Source organism: Suipraeoptans intestinalis (assembly GCF_034091795.1).
Classification (GTDB): Bacteria; Bacillota; Clostridia; order Lachnospirales; family Lachnospiraceae; genus Suipraeoptans; species Suipraeoptans intestinalis.
In genome coordinates, this window is sequence record NZ_JAXFXH010000012.1 from 1 (window position 1) to 16,883 (window position 16,883).

Here is a 16,883-nt window from a genome sequence, read left to right on the forward strand (position 1 = left end):
TCGTTTGCGTCATGTGGCAGCATCAAACTGGGGAGCCAAGCGGTATCTAAACATGGAGCATCTGTTTGAACTGGAGTTTCATCGCCAGGTTGACGATCAGCCTGCAGCCAGCTAACAATAGTATGACGGCGGCTAAGAAATGAATTTGCGAAAGAATCTTGACACTACCTTTCTCCACCAACCAAGATCTCTCCTGCATCTGCTTTTAGAAGCCCCAGTATCGTTTTCATCGTCGTTGTTTTGCCGGCGCCGTTTTTCCCGATAAATCCAAAGATACTGTGTTCTGGCACCGCCAGGTTCAGCCCTTTCAGCACCTCCTTGTCACCAAACCGTTTGTACAGACCGGCGATGCGCAGAAGATCCATCACGCATCCTCCTTTCCAAACAGGAAATAAAGAACCGGCCCGACAAAGCTCATCAGCACAACGGTAACAACAAGCCACCATGTGCGATTCCCCCGCTTATATGTATTGTGTGTCAAAATGTGATACAGCGTATAAGCCAGCAGCGTAAACTGTGCAATAATAAGTGGAATTAAAAACGGAAGATATTCCATGATCCTATTCATCCCTCTTCTCCTTTCCATAAACTTCTACACAAAAGCCGTGATGTCCGCAGCAGGTACAGGTCAGCTTTCGGAGTGTCGGCGTATGCCTTGCAAAAAGCACTTCTTTCAAATTGGGTCTGAACACGTTATGGCACTGCGGGCAGATGTACGCAACCCGCTTAAAGTAAAAGATCGACACCCAGACTGCATAGGGGATCGCCAACATAGCCCATACGACAAGAGGCCACCATATTCTTGAACCGATCAACAAGATCACCGCCGTCCACTGAGCGATGCAAAGGGGAAGCCCCGTAATCATCAGAATGGCGTGAAGCTGCTTTAGTTTTTTTCTATGTTCCATCGCGTATGCTATGTCTCCTATAGATTCCACGGAGAAATTTTCTACACTTTTCAATTCTCGCCGGATCCCGTCGATTAATTCTAGTTTTGCTCTGCGGTCATTTACTTCTGTTTCAAGACATTTCGCCTGCTGCTCCAGTAAAACGGAGATGGTGCCGCCCGGATTTTTCTCTGAAAGCAGCTCTCCAATGCTGTTGATGGATAGTCCTGCATCGCGGAGAAAGCAAATAATCTTCATTTGCTTTAGATCCTGTTCAGAGTAGAGCCTGCGCCCGCTTTCAGAGAATTCGCTGGGAATGAGAATATTTCTGGAATCATAGTACTGTACCGTCCGAACCGATACGCCACAGAGCTTTGCAATTTCTCCCGTTGTGTATTTTGACATAGCTTTTCCCTCCTTTCGCTGCGTATTTTACAACATGACGCAGCGTTACAAGCAATCCCTTACGCAAGGAAATTTTTTCAAAACAGGTGTATTTCTTTCTACAAGAAACTTTTTGATTTACTGAAATTCTATACAGTTGTGTCCCTGATCCATATCTGTACATCTTAGGAACCACAAATCTACCGGAAGCCTTCCTCGCTTTAACCGACCTCCCTTTCAATTATTGTCCCTCCACTTTTTCCATCTACCCGAATCCAATTCCTAGTCAGGTCTTTCAGGGAACCGACCCTGCTACAAATGAGAACTGTCATTACTGTGTATCTCCGCTCTACTCCGGCCGGGTCTTTCTCACCGACACGACTCGACATGAAAATACTACCGTTTATTATTTTTACGATTGCCATATTCCTTCCTAAAAATACCACTCAATCTTTAGACTGGGTGGTATTATACAACAGCTTTTAATGCCTTTTCGTATTCAATTTTCAACTGTCGCTTAAACTCCTCGATTTCCTCCGGAGTCATGCCGGGTTCTGCTGTTGCGCATATATCAGGAACTTCCTCCGCAAGCACTTCTGTGGCCCAGGGTTGCTCTTCATGCATTTCATCGTAGTCATCGACTAGAGCATCCTCTAGGATAATAGAAAACTCATATATATCACCTGGAGTATCTTCCAGAAACTCATTGATATAATTCATTATTTTTTTAAACATCTTCCCACACCTCCTTTACTTTTTTTCTTCTTACTATCGACACAATATCTTCTGTTTCTTTGTTTTTTACCGCCGCAAGTTGATGTTCTCCGTCAAAGTAGATCAGTTTCTTTTCTCCCTCTTTGTAGTTTGGCTCCCTTTTTAAAAGATCTGTCAATTCTTTTTCTGATATGTCAGTATACTCAGATTTGTTTCACCGTGGCAATCGGCTTGAAAAACAGATGATGGGAGTCCAGCATGAAACAAATAAGGACCTCTCCAGAACTGATCTAGCAAATCTTGAGCTAACTGACGAAGAATTAAAAATGGTTATGGAATATGCTACATTTATTAAATCGAAAACATAGGAAAAAGAAGGAATAAGTTGCATTTCGTGTTGCATTTCGTGTTGCATCTCTGTCTAAAATACGACTTTTTCACCCATTTATGAGAAATATTCCTAAAAACAAAAACAGCGCAAACCCCTGATTTACAAGGATTTGCGCTACTTTCCGGCTTAGAGCCACAGCGTGGGCGAGAAGATTCGAACTCCCGACCTTTTGGTCCGTAGCCAAACGCTCTATCCAGCTGAGCTACGCCCACACAATCATCTTTTTTACGACCTGAACCTGTTCCATGTCGCAAAAAAGTGCGGAGAAAGGGACTTGAACCCTCACAGGATTGCTCCCACTAGAACCTGAATCTAGCGCGTCTGCCATTCCGCCATCTCCGCTGACAAAGGTTATCCTACCACAAACTTTTCCTTTTTGCAACAATTTTTTATTGATAATTTTTACATGATACTTTTTAATTTTTCTGACATGGCTCCTAGACCCGCAGCATTCCTCTGAATCCTCTGCTTGCATAATAGGATTCCACTCCATTGTGGTAGTAAAATACCCTGCCATATCTCTTATCTCCAAACAGGCCTCCCCCCAACCTCCGCATTTCTTCCGGCGTCTCGATCCAGCTGGATGTCTTGAAATCATAATCTCCGGTCTTTTGCAGCAGGGCATACTCCGCCTCCGTCAAGATGGTGATCCCCATCTCTTCCGCCATGGTGTGCGCATCCCCGGACGGCTTATTTTTCTTTCTGGCTTCCAGCGCCTGTCTGTCATAACAAAGACTTCTTCTTCCGGAAGGACTTTCTGCCGAGCAGTCACAATACAGGTACCTTCCCGTTTTCACATCAAAGCCGATCACATCCGGTTCGCCGCCTGTTCTTTCCATCTGGGACAAAGCCACCAGATTCTTCTCATCTGACAGGATCCGTTTCTTTACAGCCTCCCAGTTACAATCCTTGTGTCTCTCCATGTGGGCAGAAAATCTTTCTTCCAGCTTTTCCAATATCCCTTCCATTATCGTATCGTTTCCCATATTTCTTCCCCTCCCAGTAAATATTTTCCTGTTTTCTTTCTGGTTTCTTCCCTCCAGCTTTCCCGCCAGGATCGTATCCTGTCACAGAACCTTCTCAGCCTCGCTTTTTGTACCTCTTCTCTTCTGATTATTGATCCTTTTCCGCTTATCGATCCTTTTCCGCCGCCCGGTACAACTGCTTTGTCTTGTAACCGGCCCCTAAGATCTCCACCATTTCCTTCTGCCTTCTTTGCAGGGTCGCCTCTGTTTTAGCCGAATACAGATACCTTGCCCAGTCCTTCTGATAGCCCGGCGTCAGTTGTCTGTAAAATTCCAGCTGCTTTGGATAGTCTTCAAGGTATGCTTTCACATCCTCCAGTCTGTCCACATAATCTTCCACACGTCCGGAAGCTGCCGCAGATGTTTTATTCAGCGATTGGGGCAAATGCTTCATTCCCACCAACGTATATATTTCATCTACAGCCGCCATCAGACAAAACTTTAATTCTGTTCCCTTTACATATCCGTCCTCTCCCACTTTCAGATAAGGAAAAATACTGTCTCTCCCAATAGAGGCATATCCTTTTTTATTTTTAGTCTTAGGATAGATCAGATACAGACATCCCTGCACCGGCAGGATTTTTTCCTTCCAAACAGTATCAATGACTTCCTTCATCTCACTTAAATCGTATACATAAGCGATTCCCAGATCTATTTTCTTTTCTCCGGTCCGGCGCATCTCTATCGCATCAAAAGGAGACGCCTCTTTCGCTTCCCGAAGTCGTCTGATCTGCTTAAATTTGTCCAGTCTGATTTTCTTTCGCAGTGCTGCTTCCATTCTTTTCCCTCTTTTCAGGTTCTTTTGCTGTTTCGTCTGTCCTTTCTTTTCAGCCAGGCGCTCGCTGCTCTCTCTTCTTTTTTAAGTCTCTCCATTGTACCCTCCCTTCTTCTTTTCCGCAACGAAAATTTCTTTGATGATTTCCCTTTGATGATCTTCCACCGGCTTTTTTGATATTTTCTCTCCTGTATCACCCGATTTACCGGCTATTCCTTGCCCTTCGCCTCTTCCTGTGATAGACTGTTAAAGTTACAAACCCATATATTAGGCAGAAAATCAGTAGGAAGAAGGATCTTATGAAAACAAAACGAGAAGAAATTCGTAATATAGCGATCATTGCCCATGTAGACCATGGAAAAACCACTCTGGTGGATGAACTGTTAAAGCAAAGCGGCGTATTCCGCGAGAATCAGGAAGTGGCGGAGCGTGTCATGGATTCCAATGATATCGAAAGAGAGCGTGGAATTACCATTCTTTCCAAGAACACTGCCGTTTATTACAAAAATACCAAGATCAATATCATCGATACTCCGGGTCATGCAGATTTTGGCGGCGAAGTAGAACGTGTCCTGAAAATGGTCAACGGCGTCGTTCTGGTGGTAGATGCATTTGAAGGAGCCATGCCTCAGACAAAGTTTGTTCTAAAAAAAGCACTGGAACTGCAGCTTCCCGTCATCGTATGTATCAACAAGATCGATCGTCCGGAAGCACGTCCCGACGAAGTGATTGACGAGGTTCTGGAACTTTTGATGGATCTGGATGCCTCTGACGAGCAGTTGGACTGCCCCTTTGTCTACGCCTCTGCCAAATCCGGGATCGCAGTCCTGGATCTGTCTGATGAAGAAAAAGATATGCAGCCGCTGTTTGAAACCATACTGGAATACATTCCGGCTCCCGAAGGGGATCCCGACGCCAATACCCAGGTCCTGATCAGCACCATCGACTACAATGAATATGTAGGCCGGATCGGCGTGGGAAAAGTAGATAACGGGGTTCTGAAAGTGGGAATGGAAGCAGTGGTGGTCAATGCTCATGACACAGCCCGCCAGGAAAAGGTACGGATCAGCAAGCTGTATGAATTCGAGGGTCTCAACCGTGTAGAGGTTTCCGAGGCTTCTATTGGATCCATCGTGGCTATTTCCGGAATTTCCCATCTGTCCATCGGAGATACCATCTGCTCTCCGGAGGAACCGGTGGCTATTCCGTTCCAAAAAATATCAGAGCCTACCATTGCCATGCAGTTTTTGGTAAATGACAGTCCCTTTGCCGGTCAGGAGGGAAAATTTGTTACCTCCCGTCACCTGCGGGAGCGTCTGTTCCGGGAATTAAATACAGACGTCAGCCTTCGGGTGGAAGAAACAGAAAACATGGACAGCTTCCGTGTTTCCGGCCGCGGCGAGCTCCATCTTTCCGTCCTGATCGAAAATATGCGCCGGGAAGGCTATGAATTTGCCGTAAGCAAGGCTGAGGTCCTCTATCAGAAAGACGAAAAAGGACATCTTCTGGAGCCTGTGGAGACTGCCTATATTGATGTCCCCGAGGAATTTACCGGCACTGTGATCGACAAACTCAGCCAGCGAAAAGGTGAGCTGCAAAGCATGAACATCTCCGGCAGCGGCTCTACCCGTCTGATCTTCCATATCCCTGCCCGCGGACTCATTGGCTATCGCGGTGAATTTCTTACGGATACCAGGGGAAACGGCATAATGAACACTGCCTTTGAGGGATATGTGCCATTCAAGGGCGACATCCAATACAGAAAACAGGGCTCTCTCATTGCCTTTGAAACAGGGGAAGCCGTCACCTACGGATTGTATAACGCACAGGAAAGAGGCCAGCTTTTTATCAGCCCTTCCCAAAAAGTCTACTCCGGAATGGTAGTGGGACAGAACGCAAAAAATGATGACATTGAAGTCAATGTCTGCAAGACAAAGCACCTGACCAATACCCGTTCCTCCGGCGCAGACGACGCCCTGCACCTGACCCCTCCCCGACTTTTGAGTCTGGAGGAGGCGCTGGATTTCATTGATACAGACGAACTCCTGGAGATCACTCCCAAAACACTCCGGATCCGCAAAAAGATCCTGGATCCCAAATTGAGAAAGAGAGGAAATAAGTCATGAGCTTCCTGTGGTTTTTAGAGGGACTTCGCACTCCCGTCATGAATGTGATCATGGAAGGCATCACCTGGCTTGGACAGGAAACTGTCCTCCTTCCTTTGATCTGTCTTTTTTACTGGTGTATAGATAAAAATTTCGCCTATGTGCTGGGATTTTCTTCCTTTACCTCCGGACTACTGGTGCAGACCTTAAAGATCACCTTCCGGATCCCCCGGCCATGGGTGCTGGACCCCGGCTTTTCTCCCGTGGAAAGCTCCGTTGCCCATGCCACCGGGTATTCTTTTCCCAGTGGCCATACCCAGTCTGCCACCAGCCTGTTTTATCCGTTGTCTAAAAATGCCAAAAACAGGCTCTGGTCCCTTCTGTCCGTCCTTGCCTTTTTACTGGTAGGCTTTTCCCGGATGTATCTGGGATGCCACACTCCAAAAGACGTGCTGGTTTCCATGCTGCTTTCTTTGGTGATCTCCGCTCTCATCTGGAAATATCAGCATCTCTTTACAGAATCCTCCAGATTTTTAAAACCCATTGCCCTCGTATTATGCGGCGTTGCAGTTTTCACGGCGGTGTATGCCCTGCTTCTTTACGGAAATGGTACGATCGAAAAAAAATATGCCCTTGACTGCTGTAAGGCGGCCGGAGCCGGCATCGGCTTCGCTGTCGGCTGGTATCTGGAACGTACCCGCCTGCATCTGGATCCCCGCTCCTCTTCCAAAAGTCGCCGGGCTGTCCTGTTCTTTTTGGGACTTGCTCTTACCCTTGCATTGAAGCTGACCTTTTCCCTTCTTTTCGGACAATCGATATTGGCAAACATCTTAAAATATTTTATACTTGTGTTGTGGGTTTTGTTTCTTTACCCGTATCTTTTTCACTTTAAATTTACAAGGAGAACGACAAAATGAGACATTATGTATCCAACCTTTTAAGACATCTTGCCGTTATACTGGAATTTTTTATCGCGGCCATGCTGTCTGTGGGCATTATCCTTCTTTGTTTCCGTATGGCTACCTCTCTTGGGCATATTCCTGACCTGAACGTCTGGCCCAATTATGATGATCTTCTGGAGACCTGCTTCAACCTGATCATTGGTGTGGAGCTGATCCGAATGATGTATTACCACACTCCCAACACCGTTTTTGAGGTGCTGCTGTTTGCCATTGCGCGTCAGATCATCATTGAACATTCTTCTCCCTGGAGCAGCCTGATCGGCGTGACTGCCATAGCCGTCCTGTTCGCCACCAGGAAATTCCTTTTCTGCGAATTCGATATTTCTGACCAGGTGATCTTCCGCGCCACTTCCAAAGTTAAGACCATCAATAAACTCATGGGACTTCAGATTCCCTTTGAACCGGGAGATACTTTGGGAAAGGTGCTGCTTGCCCAGCTGGAAAAGGAAGACATCGAGATCGGAACGGGCGCCTGCGTTTATTTCCAGGATTGTGGGCTTCGTGTTGCAAAAATGCATGACGGAAAAATTTCCCGAATTGAAGTAATCCGTGCTATACATTAGTCTAAAAACGTGCTATACTCTTTATATCAGATAGATTGTTTATATTTTTTTAATTATCTGAAATCTGTTAACAAAGGAGTTGGACAGTATGAAATTTATTATTATCGGAAAAAACATCGAGGTAACGCCCAGTCTGAAGGAACGGGTAGAATCCAAGCTTGGCAAACTGGAGCGCTATTTTACCCAGGGCACGGAAGTTCACGTCACCCTAAGTGTCCAGAAAGAAGCTCAGAAGATTGAGGTGACCATTCCTGTGAAAAACGGAATCATCCGCTCTGAACAGGAAAGCAGCGATATGTATGTATCCATTGATCTTGTGGAAGAAGTGATCGAGCGTCAGCTTCGCAAATATAAAAACAAACTGATCGCAAGGCACCAGGAAGGTGGATATTTCCAGGATTCCTTTCTGGAGGAAGAGGACGGGGATGCTCCCGAGGAGATCCAGATCGTCCGCACCAAGAAGTTTGGCTTTAAGCCTATGTATCCGGAAGATGCCTGCGTACAGATGGAACTGTTAGGACACAGCTTCTACGTATTCTGCAACGCCGAGACGGATGAAGTCAACGTAGTGTATCGTAGAAAAAATGGCACCTTCGGTCTCATTGAGCCGGAATTTTAACATTTTCTGAGGCACAGCCTTCCAGCGATGGGAGCCCTGCCAAAACTTGATGGAACTTCTTTTAGATATTGTATTTTCTATACTCCCTTTCCGGCAGGCGGGTCAGCCCCTGTTTCCCGAAGGGGAGTATTTTTTAATCCTGGAAAAAATCAGACTTCTGAAGTTGCGCTGTAGGACAGAACGTGCATTACAGAACACCCGGATAGAAGCCGCAAAAACAGAGCGCCGGGTCAAAAAAAGATGTATTCCCCCTCATGATTCCCGTAGGAGCAGGCTTCCTCCTCCAGGATCTTTACCTGTCCGTTGGTTGCTTCCATCCATTCTTTCAGCAGTTGCTCTTTTTGCTCTCCGGGAAATGCCACTTCCAGACAAACCTCCTGTGTATAATCGCACTTGAAAGGAACGATTCCCCGTCTTCCCAAAATATACTGGATCTTTCCCAGCCCTGTGTAGTCTGTTTGGATCTTCATTCGGATCCCCGCCGTTTTTTCCAGAATGACCGACTGCCTCAACCCTTCTTTTACTGCTGCCGCATAGGCTCTTACCAGCCCTCCCGTTCCCAGAAGAGTCCCCCCAAAGTAACGGGTAACCACCACGGCTGCATCATGGATCCCCTCCCCCAGAAGAACTTCCAGCATCGGCCTCCCTGCGGTTTGGGAAGGCTCTCCGTCGTCACTGCACCGCTGTAGATGATTCTGCTCTCCTACTACATAAGCAAAACAATTATGCGTAGCATTCCAGTATTTTTTCCGAAGCTCTTCTATAAACCGCAAGGCCTCTTCCTCATTTTTCACGGGCATGGTCGTGGCTATAAACCGGGACTTTTTTTCCACGATCTCCCCTGTTCCTCCCCTGTATAAAACTTTATGTTTCATATATCCCATCTGCCGTTTCCTGTCTTCGGCAGTTTCCTTTCTTTTTTTCTTCTACTATAACGGACTTCCCCGGTTTTTCCTAGACTTCTTTCCTATTTTGTCTGCGCTTTTTTTGCTTTCCTGTTTTGCCCCCTCTTTCTTTCTACTTTTTAGGATCCTTGTTTCTCTTTTTGGTATTCTTAGGAAAATGTGAAGTTTTCATTTTTGGCTTTATTAACCCTCCTCTTTTTGTTATAATAAGCAAACATAAGGAGGCCAGTATTCATGAATTATGGTAGAAAAAAAGCTTCTCAAAAGCGAAAAAAAATCACATCAAAGTCTGCGATGCAAAGCAAGCGTCTGGGCGTCCGTCTGTTCAAAGCCTTCCTGCTTTGCATTTTAGTGGTGGGACTGGTAGGCATGATCGGTGTCGGGATCTTTGCCAAACGGATCATCGACCGCACGCCGGATGTTTCGGCGGCCGACATCAAGCCCAAGGGCTTTACCACCTTCGTCTATGCTGACGACGGTGTAACGGAGACGGCAAGATTTGTCACTTCCGGTTCTAATCGTGTATACAAAACTCTGGACGAGATTCCGGCATATCTTCAGCACGCTTTCGTAGCCATCGAAGACGAGCGTTTTTACAAACATAACGGAATCGACCTGCAGGGGATCGCCCGTGCTGCTTTCGTGGGCATCACTTCCGGCGACTTTTCCGAAGGAGCCAGCACGATCACCCAGCAGTTGATCAAGAACAACGTCTTTCCTAATTTCGTCAACGAAAAAACTTTTTACGACAGTCTGGAGCGGAAGCTGCAGGAGCAGGTTCTGGCTCTGGAAATCGAAAAAAAGATGGATAAAAATACCATCCTGGAAAGCTATATGAATACCATCAACCTGGGACAGAATTCCCTGGGAGTGCAGTCCGCTTCCAAGCGTTACTTCAACAAGGACGTATCGGAGCTAACCCTTTCTGAATGTGCCGTGATCGCAGGGATCATCCAAAATCCTACCGGCTACAATCCCATTACCAATCCTGAGCAGAATCAGAAGCGTCAGCATATCGTCCTGAAATATATGCTGAAACAGGGATATATCACACAGGAGGAATATGATGCGGCGCTGGCGGACGACGTGTATGCCCGTATCCAGAATGTAAATACCATCACCTCTGTAGAAAGCCCCTACACCTACTTTGTAGATGCGCTGTCCGAGCAGGTCATCCACGATCTTCAGGAACAGCTGGGCTATACCGAAACCCAGGCCTACAACGCCGTATACAGCGGAGGGCTCAGCATTTTTTCTACACAGAATCTGGGCATGCAGCAGATCTGTGATGAAGAGATGAACAACGATGCCAATTATCCCCGTTTGAAAGAATATGGTCTGGACTATGCTCTGACGGTGACCCGGGCGGACGGAACGGCCGAAAACTATGGATCTCAGGATATCAAAAGCTTTGTAAAAGCTACCTACGGCAGTGAGCAGGGTCTCCTGTACAGCACAGAGGACGAGGCGCGTGCGGTGATCGAGCAGTGGAAGGCTACCATTGCACAGGAAGGAGATACCTATGACGAGGTTGTCAACCTCTCTCCCCAGCCTCAGGCGTCCCTGACTCTGATGGAACAGAGTACCGGATACATCAAAGCCATGGTAGGAGGACGAGGAACCAAGGCAACCAGCCTTGCGCTGAATCGGGCTTACACCGGATCCAAGCGTCAGCCGGGATCCTGTTTTAAGATCCTGGCAGCCTATGCGCCGGCTCTGGATGCAAAAGGCAAGACTCTGGCTACCGTCGTGCGGGATGAGCCCTACAAGCTGACAAACGGCAAGACGCTCCGGAACGCCGAGGGTACCTATGGCGGCGATACTACCATCCGCCGTGCCATCGCCAAATCCACCAACGTTGTAGCTGTAAAGATCAGTGATGAGATCACCCAGCAGCTGGGATTCAACTATTGCGAAAAATTCGGTATCACCACCCTGGTAAAGAAAAAAGAGATCAACGGAGATATCTACAGTGATATCTCGCAGACTCTTTCTCTGGGGGGAATCACCGACGGTATCTATAATTTTGAGCTTTGCGCAGCCTACGCTGCCATCGCCAATGGAGGCGTCTACCACTCTCCCACTCTGTATTCCAAGATTCTGGATCATGATGGAGGAGTGCTTCTGGAAAATGTAGGCGAAACACGAACTGTTATCAAGGACAGCACCGCGGCTCTTCTCACCAGCGCCATGGAAGACGTTGTGACCTCCGGCACCGGATACGGCTTCAAACTTCCCAATATGCCGGTAGCCGGAAAGACCGGTACAACTTCTGACAACAAAGACATCTGGTTTTGTGGGTTTACCCCCTATTACACCTGTGCAGTCTGGGCCGGTTATGACGACAACAAGGAGTTGAGCGGCGACACCTACTTCCATTCCAGGATCTGGAGCTCTGTAATGAGCCGTGTGCACACCGGACTGCAGACCAAGCAGTTTACCATGCCTGCTTCGGTGGAACGTAAGTCCGTATGCGCCATTACCGGGAAGCTTCCCACCAACGGATGTCCTGTTATCACAGAATACTTTGCGAAGGATACTCTGCCGACCCAGTACTGTCCCGGACATAAGAGCGAAAAAGACAAGGACGAGGAGGAGGAAGACGAAGACAGCTCCAACAATAGTAGCAATACTACTAACAGCACCAATACGGATAACACAAGCGATGAGGGGAATACTCCCGAGCCGGAACCAGAACCGGAGCCGGAACCTTCCCCCTAGCTTTCACAGATGGGGATATGAGACAGCAGGCAAATTACCGGATAAAGACATTTTGTATTGCAGAAATCCCTAAAATTAAACTGATTTCAGTCAGGGCTTCCGGCCAAGCCGGCAGCCCTGTTCTTGTTTTAGGAAAACCATGCGATAGTCGCGTGGTTCTATAGGAGCTTTTTCCGTGCGTGGATAAGAGTTCCGCGCAACAAAGGAATTTGCAAGCTAAGCTTACTTCTTTGCTCCAAATTCGTAGATTTCAAGAATTTCTGCGCTGCCGCCGGATTGGCTGCCTACCGATACCATAACGTATTCGCCTTCTGCATCGGGAACAACGACTGTCCTTTCGCAGAGAATCAGATAATTTGTACCTGTACCCATCTGCTTCGCGATAAGCGCAACGGGGAAATACTCCACACCCGTAAGTCCTTCATACGCCTTTTCAAGCGCTTTTTTTGCCTCCTCTGTTACGATGGGACTGTCAACGGGTACAAAGTCACCCGTTATTTCCTCTTCGTGGGTTGCGTTCGCTTTGCTGGCCTTTATATCGACAATCTCCGCTTCCCCGTTCAGGCTCTCATAAAGAGTTACCAACGCATAGGTTGCATTTGCATCAGGAACTACAGGCGCAGTTTTGCAAAGCACCAGGTGATTGGTACCTGAAACTGTCTGAAAAGCAATATATGCAACTGGTGTGAAGGTGACTCCATCCATGCCTTTCATTGCTTTTTCAAATAATGCTTCTACGGTTTTTGTGATTTCAGGCGAATCTGCTTTCCTCCACCCTTCGTTGATTTCACTTCCAGCTCTTTTTCCTTTTTTTGTTTCCTGTTTGCTGCACGCTGCAAAAACGATACAGCTTGTCACAAAAAGTGTAAGGCAGACTAAAACTGCAATCATCTTTTTCATTCTTTTGTCCTCACGTCTGAGCTTTTTTGAACCACAGTTTTTACCTTTTAGGTATCCACAGTCGGCGACGGTTAACTTTCTTGCAATATGTCCTGTATTCTTTCCCGTACATGTCTTGAAGCCATTTTTTTCGGTATGCTTTATAAGCACGGTCAACAGCCACCGGTAAGCAAAATGACATCCTATAGTTCCAACATTTTCCGGAAAATATACTCTGCCTCTCTCTCCCGGCCGTTTTCCCCTCGGGGATGAATTTCTTCCCAGATCTTTCCATCCTTCATCAAAAGCACCCTCTCGCACCGGCAGGCGATCTGGGGATCATGCGTCACGATCACGATCGTTTTTTCCCATTCCCTGTTAATGCTTTCCAGGATATCCATCACCATCCTTCCCGATTTGGAATCTAGATTTCCTGTAGGTTCATCTGCCAGGATCACATCCGGATCATGGATCAGGGCTCTGGCAATGGCAATTCTCTGCTTTTCCCCTCCGGATATTTCACTGAGGCGCTTATCCAGCAGATGCCCTATCTGCAATTTTCCTGCCAGTTCTTTTGCCTTTTCTATGGTTTCTTCAATATTCTGCTCGTCTATCAGCATAGGCAGCATAATATTTTCCAGTACAGACAGTCCTTCCATCAGATAAAAGTCCTGAAATACAAATCCAATCTTTTCCCTCCTGTAGTCTGCCAGTTCTTCCGAACTGATCTCATTGACCTTCTTCCCTTTGAAACAGAGTTCTCCCCCGGTAGGTCCATCGATCAGTCCCAGAAGCTTTAGCAAGGTGGTTTTGCCACACCCGGAACGCCCCATGATGGCGATCCTTTCCTTTTCCTCCACACGCAGATCGATCCCTTTGATCACCTGTATTTCCTTCGTCCCCTTCTCCCCTTCTACCGTATAGTTTCTTATCAGATTTTTCCCTTCCAACAGCTTCATCTTATCTTCCCTCCCACTCTGTTTTTAATGGCAGCGGTCCCAGGATCTGCTGCCGCATCTCTGACACCAGTTGATAGGACCGGTCAAACTCTTTATCCCGTTCATACCACAAATAATGTCTGGGGGTTCCCACACGGATCCGGGGACTCCCGTATAAGGTGGTAAAATCCAGTGGATGTGCCACTTCTCCTTTTCCTTGCTGAAAAAAAATGGCGATCTCTTTTCCGGAAAGACCCAGGCTTTTCCCTGTCAGTTCCCTGTAGGTTTCCTCCGACAATCCAATCTGCTGTCCCTGAAAACTGATATCCATCCGGCTTCCTCCGTTATTTTCATTCACACTGGGTACGGTAAGTCGAACCATAGGAGCCTCCGTCCCTTTCAGACCGTATCGGTCTGCCAGATCTCTCATCGTCTCCTTTGCGTCTCCCAGCAAAACATAGTCGTATGGAAATTGCCCTCCTATTTCCTTCAGGGGAAACAGACTCATCCCTCTGATCAGCAAAAAGGCGAAAAAGAAAAAGTGCAGCGCAAATAACGCCATTCCCTGTCTTCTGTACTTTTTATAATGGGCATAAAAGGAATAAAAAGCCGGAAGCTTTCCGAAATAACGAACCGGGTTCTTTTGTCTCTTTGCCAGATATACAGATGCTCCGCCGAAAGCCGCCAGAATCATACCTGTCACCGCTACCATTAAAAAATAGGCTGATTCTCTGACGGTTCTCCACTGGTATCCAAAACAGGCTATCGTAAGAAGCAGCAATCCTGTCAGGATCGCATAAGGACTCTTTCCGGCTCCTCGAAACCGATCCTTTTCTATGGCTTTTCCCTGATTTCCCAGTTCTGTTTCTGTATAGATCTCATAATTAATGAAAGTAGAATACACCAGCAGAACCACAACACATACCAGCGTTATCAGGTAGGTAGACAAGGAAGGAATCCCATCGCCTGCATAGGCCGGATACCATTTTCTGAAAAAAGCCTGTATCACTCCATACCATATGCTTCCCAGCAAATAGCCGGAAATCACTCCCAGCGTCTGGATCTTGACATATTCTTTTAAAATCCACAGATTCAGAACCCCCTTGGGAATCCCCAGGGTATACATCAGGAGATAGTCCCGCTTCCTTCCCCGCACATAGGGCTTTAACGCCAACGCCAGAATCAGGACGGATATCATACTCATGAATACAATGCCGTGAAACAGAAATCCTGCCAGTTCGCCTTCCGCCCGTCCTTTTCCTGTCTGGAAAGCACGAAAAGACATATAAAGAGCAATCGTTGTAAGCATACATCCGCAGGACAGAGTGCTTCCGATATACAGCAGACGTCCGCTTTTTCCATTCTTTTTGTTTAATCTTTGGAACAGTCGCTTTGCCAGTGGTGTATGTACCGCTCTCCAGGGCCGGACTCTTTCGGCTTCCTTCCCTTTCTGCCGCGTTTCCTGCTCCTCCTCCGTCTGCTTTTCCCTCTCCTGCTGTGCTTCTTCCTTCTGCCAGATCAGTTCCTGCTTCGCCTGCAGGGTCAGATCCAGGATCCTGACAACTACATATCCCGGAAGCAGCACACCTGCCTGCAAGGTAAAAAACTTTCCCACTTCCCCATAATGGAAGTCCGTTAGGATCCCATAGCCCAGACACCGGATCAGAAGCAGTACTCCTCCCAGGCAGAAGCACACCGCCTCCCACTCCGGATAGGCTTTTCTCTTCCTCCAGGTAATACATAGCAAGGACAAAAACAGTAGAAATTCTATAACCCCCAAAACCCATAATCCCACCGGTTCTCTCCCCACACGGACAGAGGCGATTCCTCCGGCCAGAACTGACAGCATCACCAGCCCATAATAGATTTTTCTCAATCTGTTTTTCACCGACATCCCTTCTTTCTAGGTAGATTTTCTGTCTTCTGCTTCTGACCATTTTCTTCTTAACAAAAAGAGAGGCACAGAAATACGACCATTTCTCTACCTCCCTATTTTACTACTCATCTCTTGCTGTCTGTTCTCTGCTGTCTCTGCGTTTTGGGAAGCTCGATCTCCTGTCTTCTATTCCCCCAGTCTCTGTAGCAGCAGCTTGGCCGCTCCACAGATCCCTGCATCGTTCCCCAGGCTTGCCAGTTCAAACCGGGTACCGCTGTTTGCAAAAAACTGCTTTTTCCTGAAATATTTTTCTATGTATGTAATGACGATCTCTCCTGCCTTGGAAACGCCTCCGCCGATCACGATCAGAGACGGGTCCGCCACTACCGCTACATTTGCCAGGGCTCCACCCAAATAGGCTCCAAACTCTTCCGCGATCTCCTCTGCCAGTTTATCTCCCTTTTTCAGAGCGTCAAATACAGACTTGGCGCTGTTTTCCCTTCCTCTCAGACAAGAAGGAAGAGTGCTTTCTTTCAGATGCTTCTCTGCCAGTCTTGCAATCCCCCGTGCTGACGCATACTGCTCCAGGCAGCCAAGTTTCCCGCAGCCACAAGGCTTTGTTTCTGTCTCATTGACACAGATATGACCAATCTCGCCGCCTGCTCCATGGCCTCCTACCAGTGGATGGCCTCCTACGATCACGCCTCCGCCTACGCCTGTTCCCAGCGTCACCATCACCATATTTTTCTGGCCCTTTCCTGCTCCCAGCCACATTTCACCCAGGGCAGCCAGATTGGCGTCATTTCCAACCTCCACCGTATATCCTGTCAGTTCCTCCAGTTCTCTTTTTACTTCTTTGTATCCCCAGCCAAGATTAGCGGTATTTTTTACGATCCCTTCTTCCCCCACCGGAGCCGGAATCCCAAGCCCGATTCCTGCGATCTGCTCCTTCGTCAGATGATGTGCTATCCTCTTTTTTTCCAGCGATCCTGCGATATCTGGAAGGATCTTCTCCCCGCCGTTTTCCGTTCTGGTCTTTATCTCCCACTTCTCCACCAGGATCCCTTCTGTGGAAAACAATCCTATCTTTACGCTGGTTCCGCCCACATCTACTCCAAAACAATACTCCATTTTTCTTT

16 protein-coding genes, 2 tRNA genes and 1 pseudogene are annotated in these 16,883 nt (G+C 47.3%); 5 read left to right on the forward strand and 14 right to left on the reverse strand.

The features are described from left to right. Positions 1-170: 170 nt before the first annotated feature. From SOW26_RS03915 to SOW26_RS03955, 9 genes and pseudogenes are all read right to left on the reverse strand, one after another. A pseudogene (locus SOW26_RS03915) lies at positions 171-365 on the reverse strand (ATP-binding cassette domain-containing protein); the annotation flags it as partial. Then, the gene (locus SOW26_RS03920; protein ID WP_154476133.1) at positions 365-568 is read right to left on the reverse strand and encodes a PLDc N-terminal domain-containing protein; all 204 of its coding nucleotides are present in this window, start codon (positions 566-568) and stop codon (positions 365-367) included. The gene SOW26_RS03920 and the pseudogene SOW26_RS03915, both read right to left, overlap by 1 nt. Next, positions 561-1,292, reverse strand: coding sequence for a MerR family transcriptional regulator (locus SOW26_RS03925; RefSeq protein ID WP_320651919.1), 732 nt, complete (start codon positions 1,290-1,292; stop codon positions 561-563). Before SOW26_RS03925 ends, SOW26_RS03920 begins: the two co-directional genes overlap by 8 nt. A 200-nt stretch (positions 1,293-1,492) precedes the next feature. Continuing rightward, positions 1,493-1,696, reverse strand: a complete 204-nt coding sequence (locus SOW26_RS03930) for a hypothetical protein (RefSeq protein ID WP_320651920.1) — start codon at positions 1,694-1,696, stop codon at positions 1,493-1,495. A gap of 43 nt (positions 1,697-1,739) precedes the next feature. Further along, a complete protein-coding gene (locus SOW26_RS03935) occupies positions 1,740-2,006 on the reverse strand; it encodes a hypothetical protein (RefSeq protein ID WP_320651921.1) in 267 nt (88 codons plus the stop codon). A 508-nt stretch (positions 2,007-2,514) separates the two neighbouring features. Then, positions 2,515-2,588: transfer RNA gene (locus SOW26_RS03940), tRNA-Arg, on the reverse strand. Between the two features lie 47 nt (positions 2,589-2,635). Then, positions 2,636-2,718 (reverse strand) — tRNA-Leu (locus SOW26_RS03945). Between the two features lie 95 nt (positions 2,719-2,813). Next, positions 2,814-3,362: a DUF4256 domain-containing protein gene (locus SOW26_RS03950; protein ID WP_276958483.1), complete on the reverse strand. Its 549-nt coding sequence runs from the start codon at positions 3,360-3,362 to the stop codon at positions 2,814-2,816. Between the two features lie 145 nt (positions 3,363-3,507). After that, the gene (locus tag SOW26_RS03955; protein ID WP_320651922.1) at positions 3,508-4,179 is read right to left on the reverse strand and encodes a YdeI/OmpD-associated family protein; all 672 of its coding nucleotides are present in this window, start codon (positions 4,177-4,179) and stop codon (positions 3,508-3,510) included. A gap of 296 nt (positions 4,180-4,475) precedes the next feature. On the opposite strand from SOW26_RS03955, the gene typA reads away from it, so the two are divergent. From typA to hpf, 4 genes are all read left to right on the forward strand, one after another. Continuing rightward, entirely contained in the window at positions 4,476-6,302 is a 1,827-nt protein-coding gene (typA, locus tag SOW26_RS03960; protein ID WP_154476145.1) for a translational GTPase TypA, read from the forward strand. Then, the gene (locus SOW26_RS03965) at positions 6,299-7,198 is read left to right on the forward strand and encodes a phosphatase PAP2 family protein (protein WP_154476147.1); all 900 of its coding nucleotides are present in this window, start codon (positions 6,299-6,301) and stop codon (positions 7,196-7,198) included. The genes typA and SOW26_RS03965 overlap by 4 nt, the downstream gene beginning before the upstream one ends. Beyond that, entirely contained in the window at positions 7,195-7,806 is a 612-nt protein-coding gene (locus tag SOW26_RS03970) for a phosphate-starvation-inducible PsiE family protein (protein ID WP_154476149.1), read from the forward strand. The genes SOW26_RS03965 and SOW26_RS03970 overlap by 4 nt, the downstream gene beginning before the upstream one ends. A gap of 88 nt (positions 7,807-7,894) precedes the next feature. Further along, positions 7,895-8,425 (forward strand): ribosome hibernation-promoting factor, HPF/YfiA family, encoded by a 531-nt coding sequence (gene hpf, locus SOW26_RS03975; RefSeq protein ID WP_154476151.1) that lies wholly within the window; start codon positions 7,895-7,897, stop codon positions 8,423-8,425. A gap of 230 nt (positions 8,426-8,655) precedes the next feature. Here hpf and SOW26_RS03980 read toward each other — a convergent pair whose 3' ends face one another. After that, positions 8,656-9,300: a YigZ family protein gene (locus SOW26_RS03980; protein WP_154476153.1), complete on the reverse strand. Its 645-nt coding sequence runs from the start codon at positions 9,298-9,300 to the stop codon at positions 8,656-8,658. A gap of 264 nt (positions 9,301-9,564) precedes the next feature. On the opposite strand from SOW26_RS03980, the gene SOW26_RS03985 reads away from it, so the two are divergent. Continuing rightward, positions 9,565-12,051, forward strand: coding sequence for a transglycosylase domain-containing protein (locus SOW26_RS03985; RefSeq protein ID WP_154476155.1), 2,487 nt, complete (start codon positions 9,565-9,567; stop codon positions 12,049-12,051). A 222-nt stretch (positions 12,052-12,273) separates the two neighbouring features. Here the strand turns inward: SOW26_RS03985 and SOW26_RS03990 are convergent, their stop codons facing one another. From SOW26_RS03990 to SOW26_RS04005, 4 genes are all read right to left on the reverse strand, one after another. Further along, positions 12,274-12,951: a hypothetical protein gene (locus tag SOW26_RS03990; protein WP_320651923.1), complete on the reverse strand. Its 678-nt coding sequence runs from the start codon at positions 12,949-12,951 to the stop codon at positions 12,274-12,276. 182 nt (positions 12,952-13,133) lie between these two features. Then, positions 13,134-13,889, reverse strand: a complete 756-nt coding sequence (locus SOW26_RS03995) for an ABC transporter ATP-binding protein (protein ID WP_276958486.1) — start codon at positions 13,887-13,889, stop codon at positions 13,134-13,136. Position 13,890: 1 nt separating this feature from the next. Further along, positions 13,891-15,756, reverse strand: a complete 1,866-nt coding sequence (locus SOW26_RS04000) for an FtsX-like permease family protein (RefSeq protein WP_320651924.1) — start codon at positions 15,754-15,756, stop codon at positions 13,891-13,893. Positions 15,757-15,930: 174 nt separating this feature from the next. Then, positions 15,931-16,875, reverse strand: a complete 945-nt coding sequence (locus SOW26_RS04005) for an ROK family glucokinase (RefSeq protein WP_154476159.1) — start codon at positions 16,873-16,875, stop codon at positions 15,931-15,933. Between the last annotated feature and the right edge of the window lie 8 nt (positions 16,876-16,883).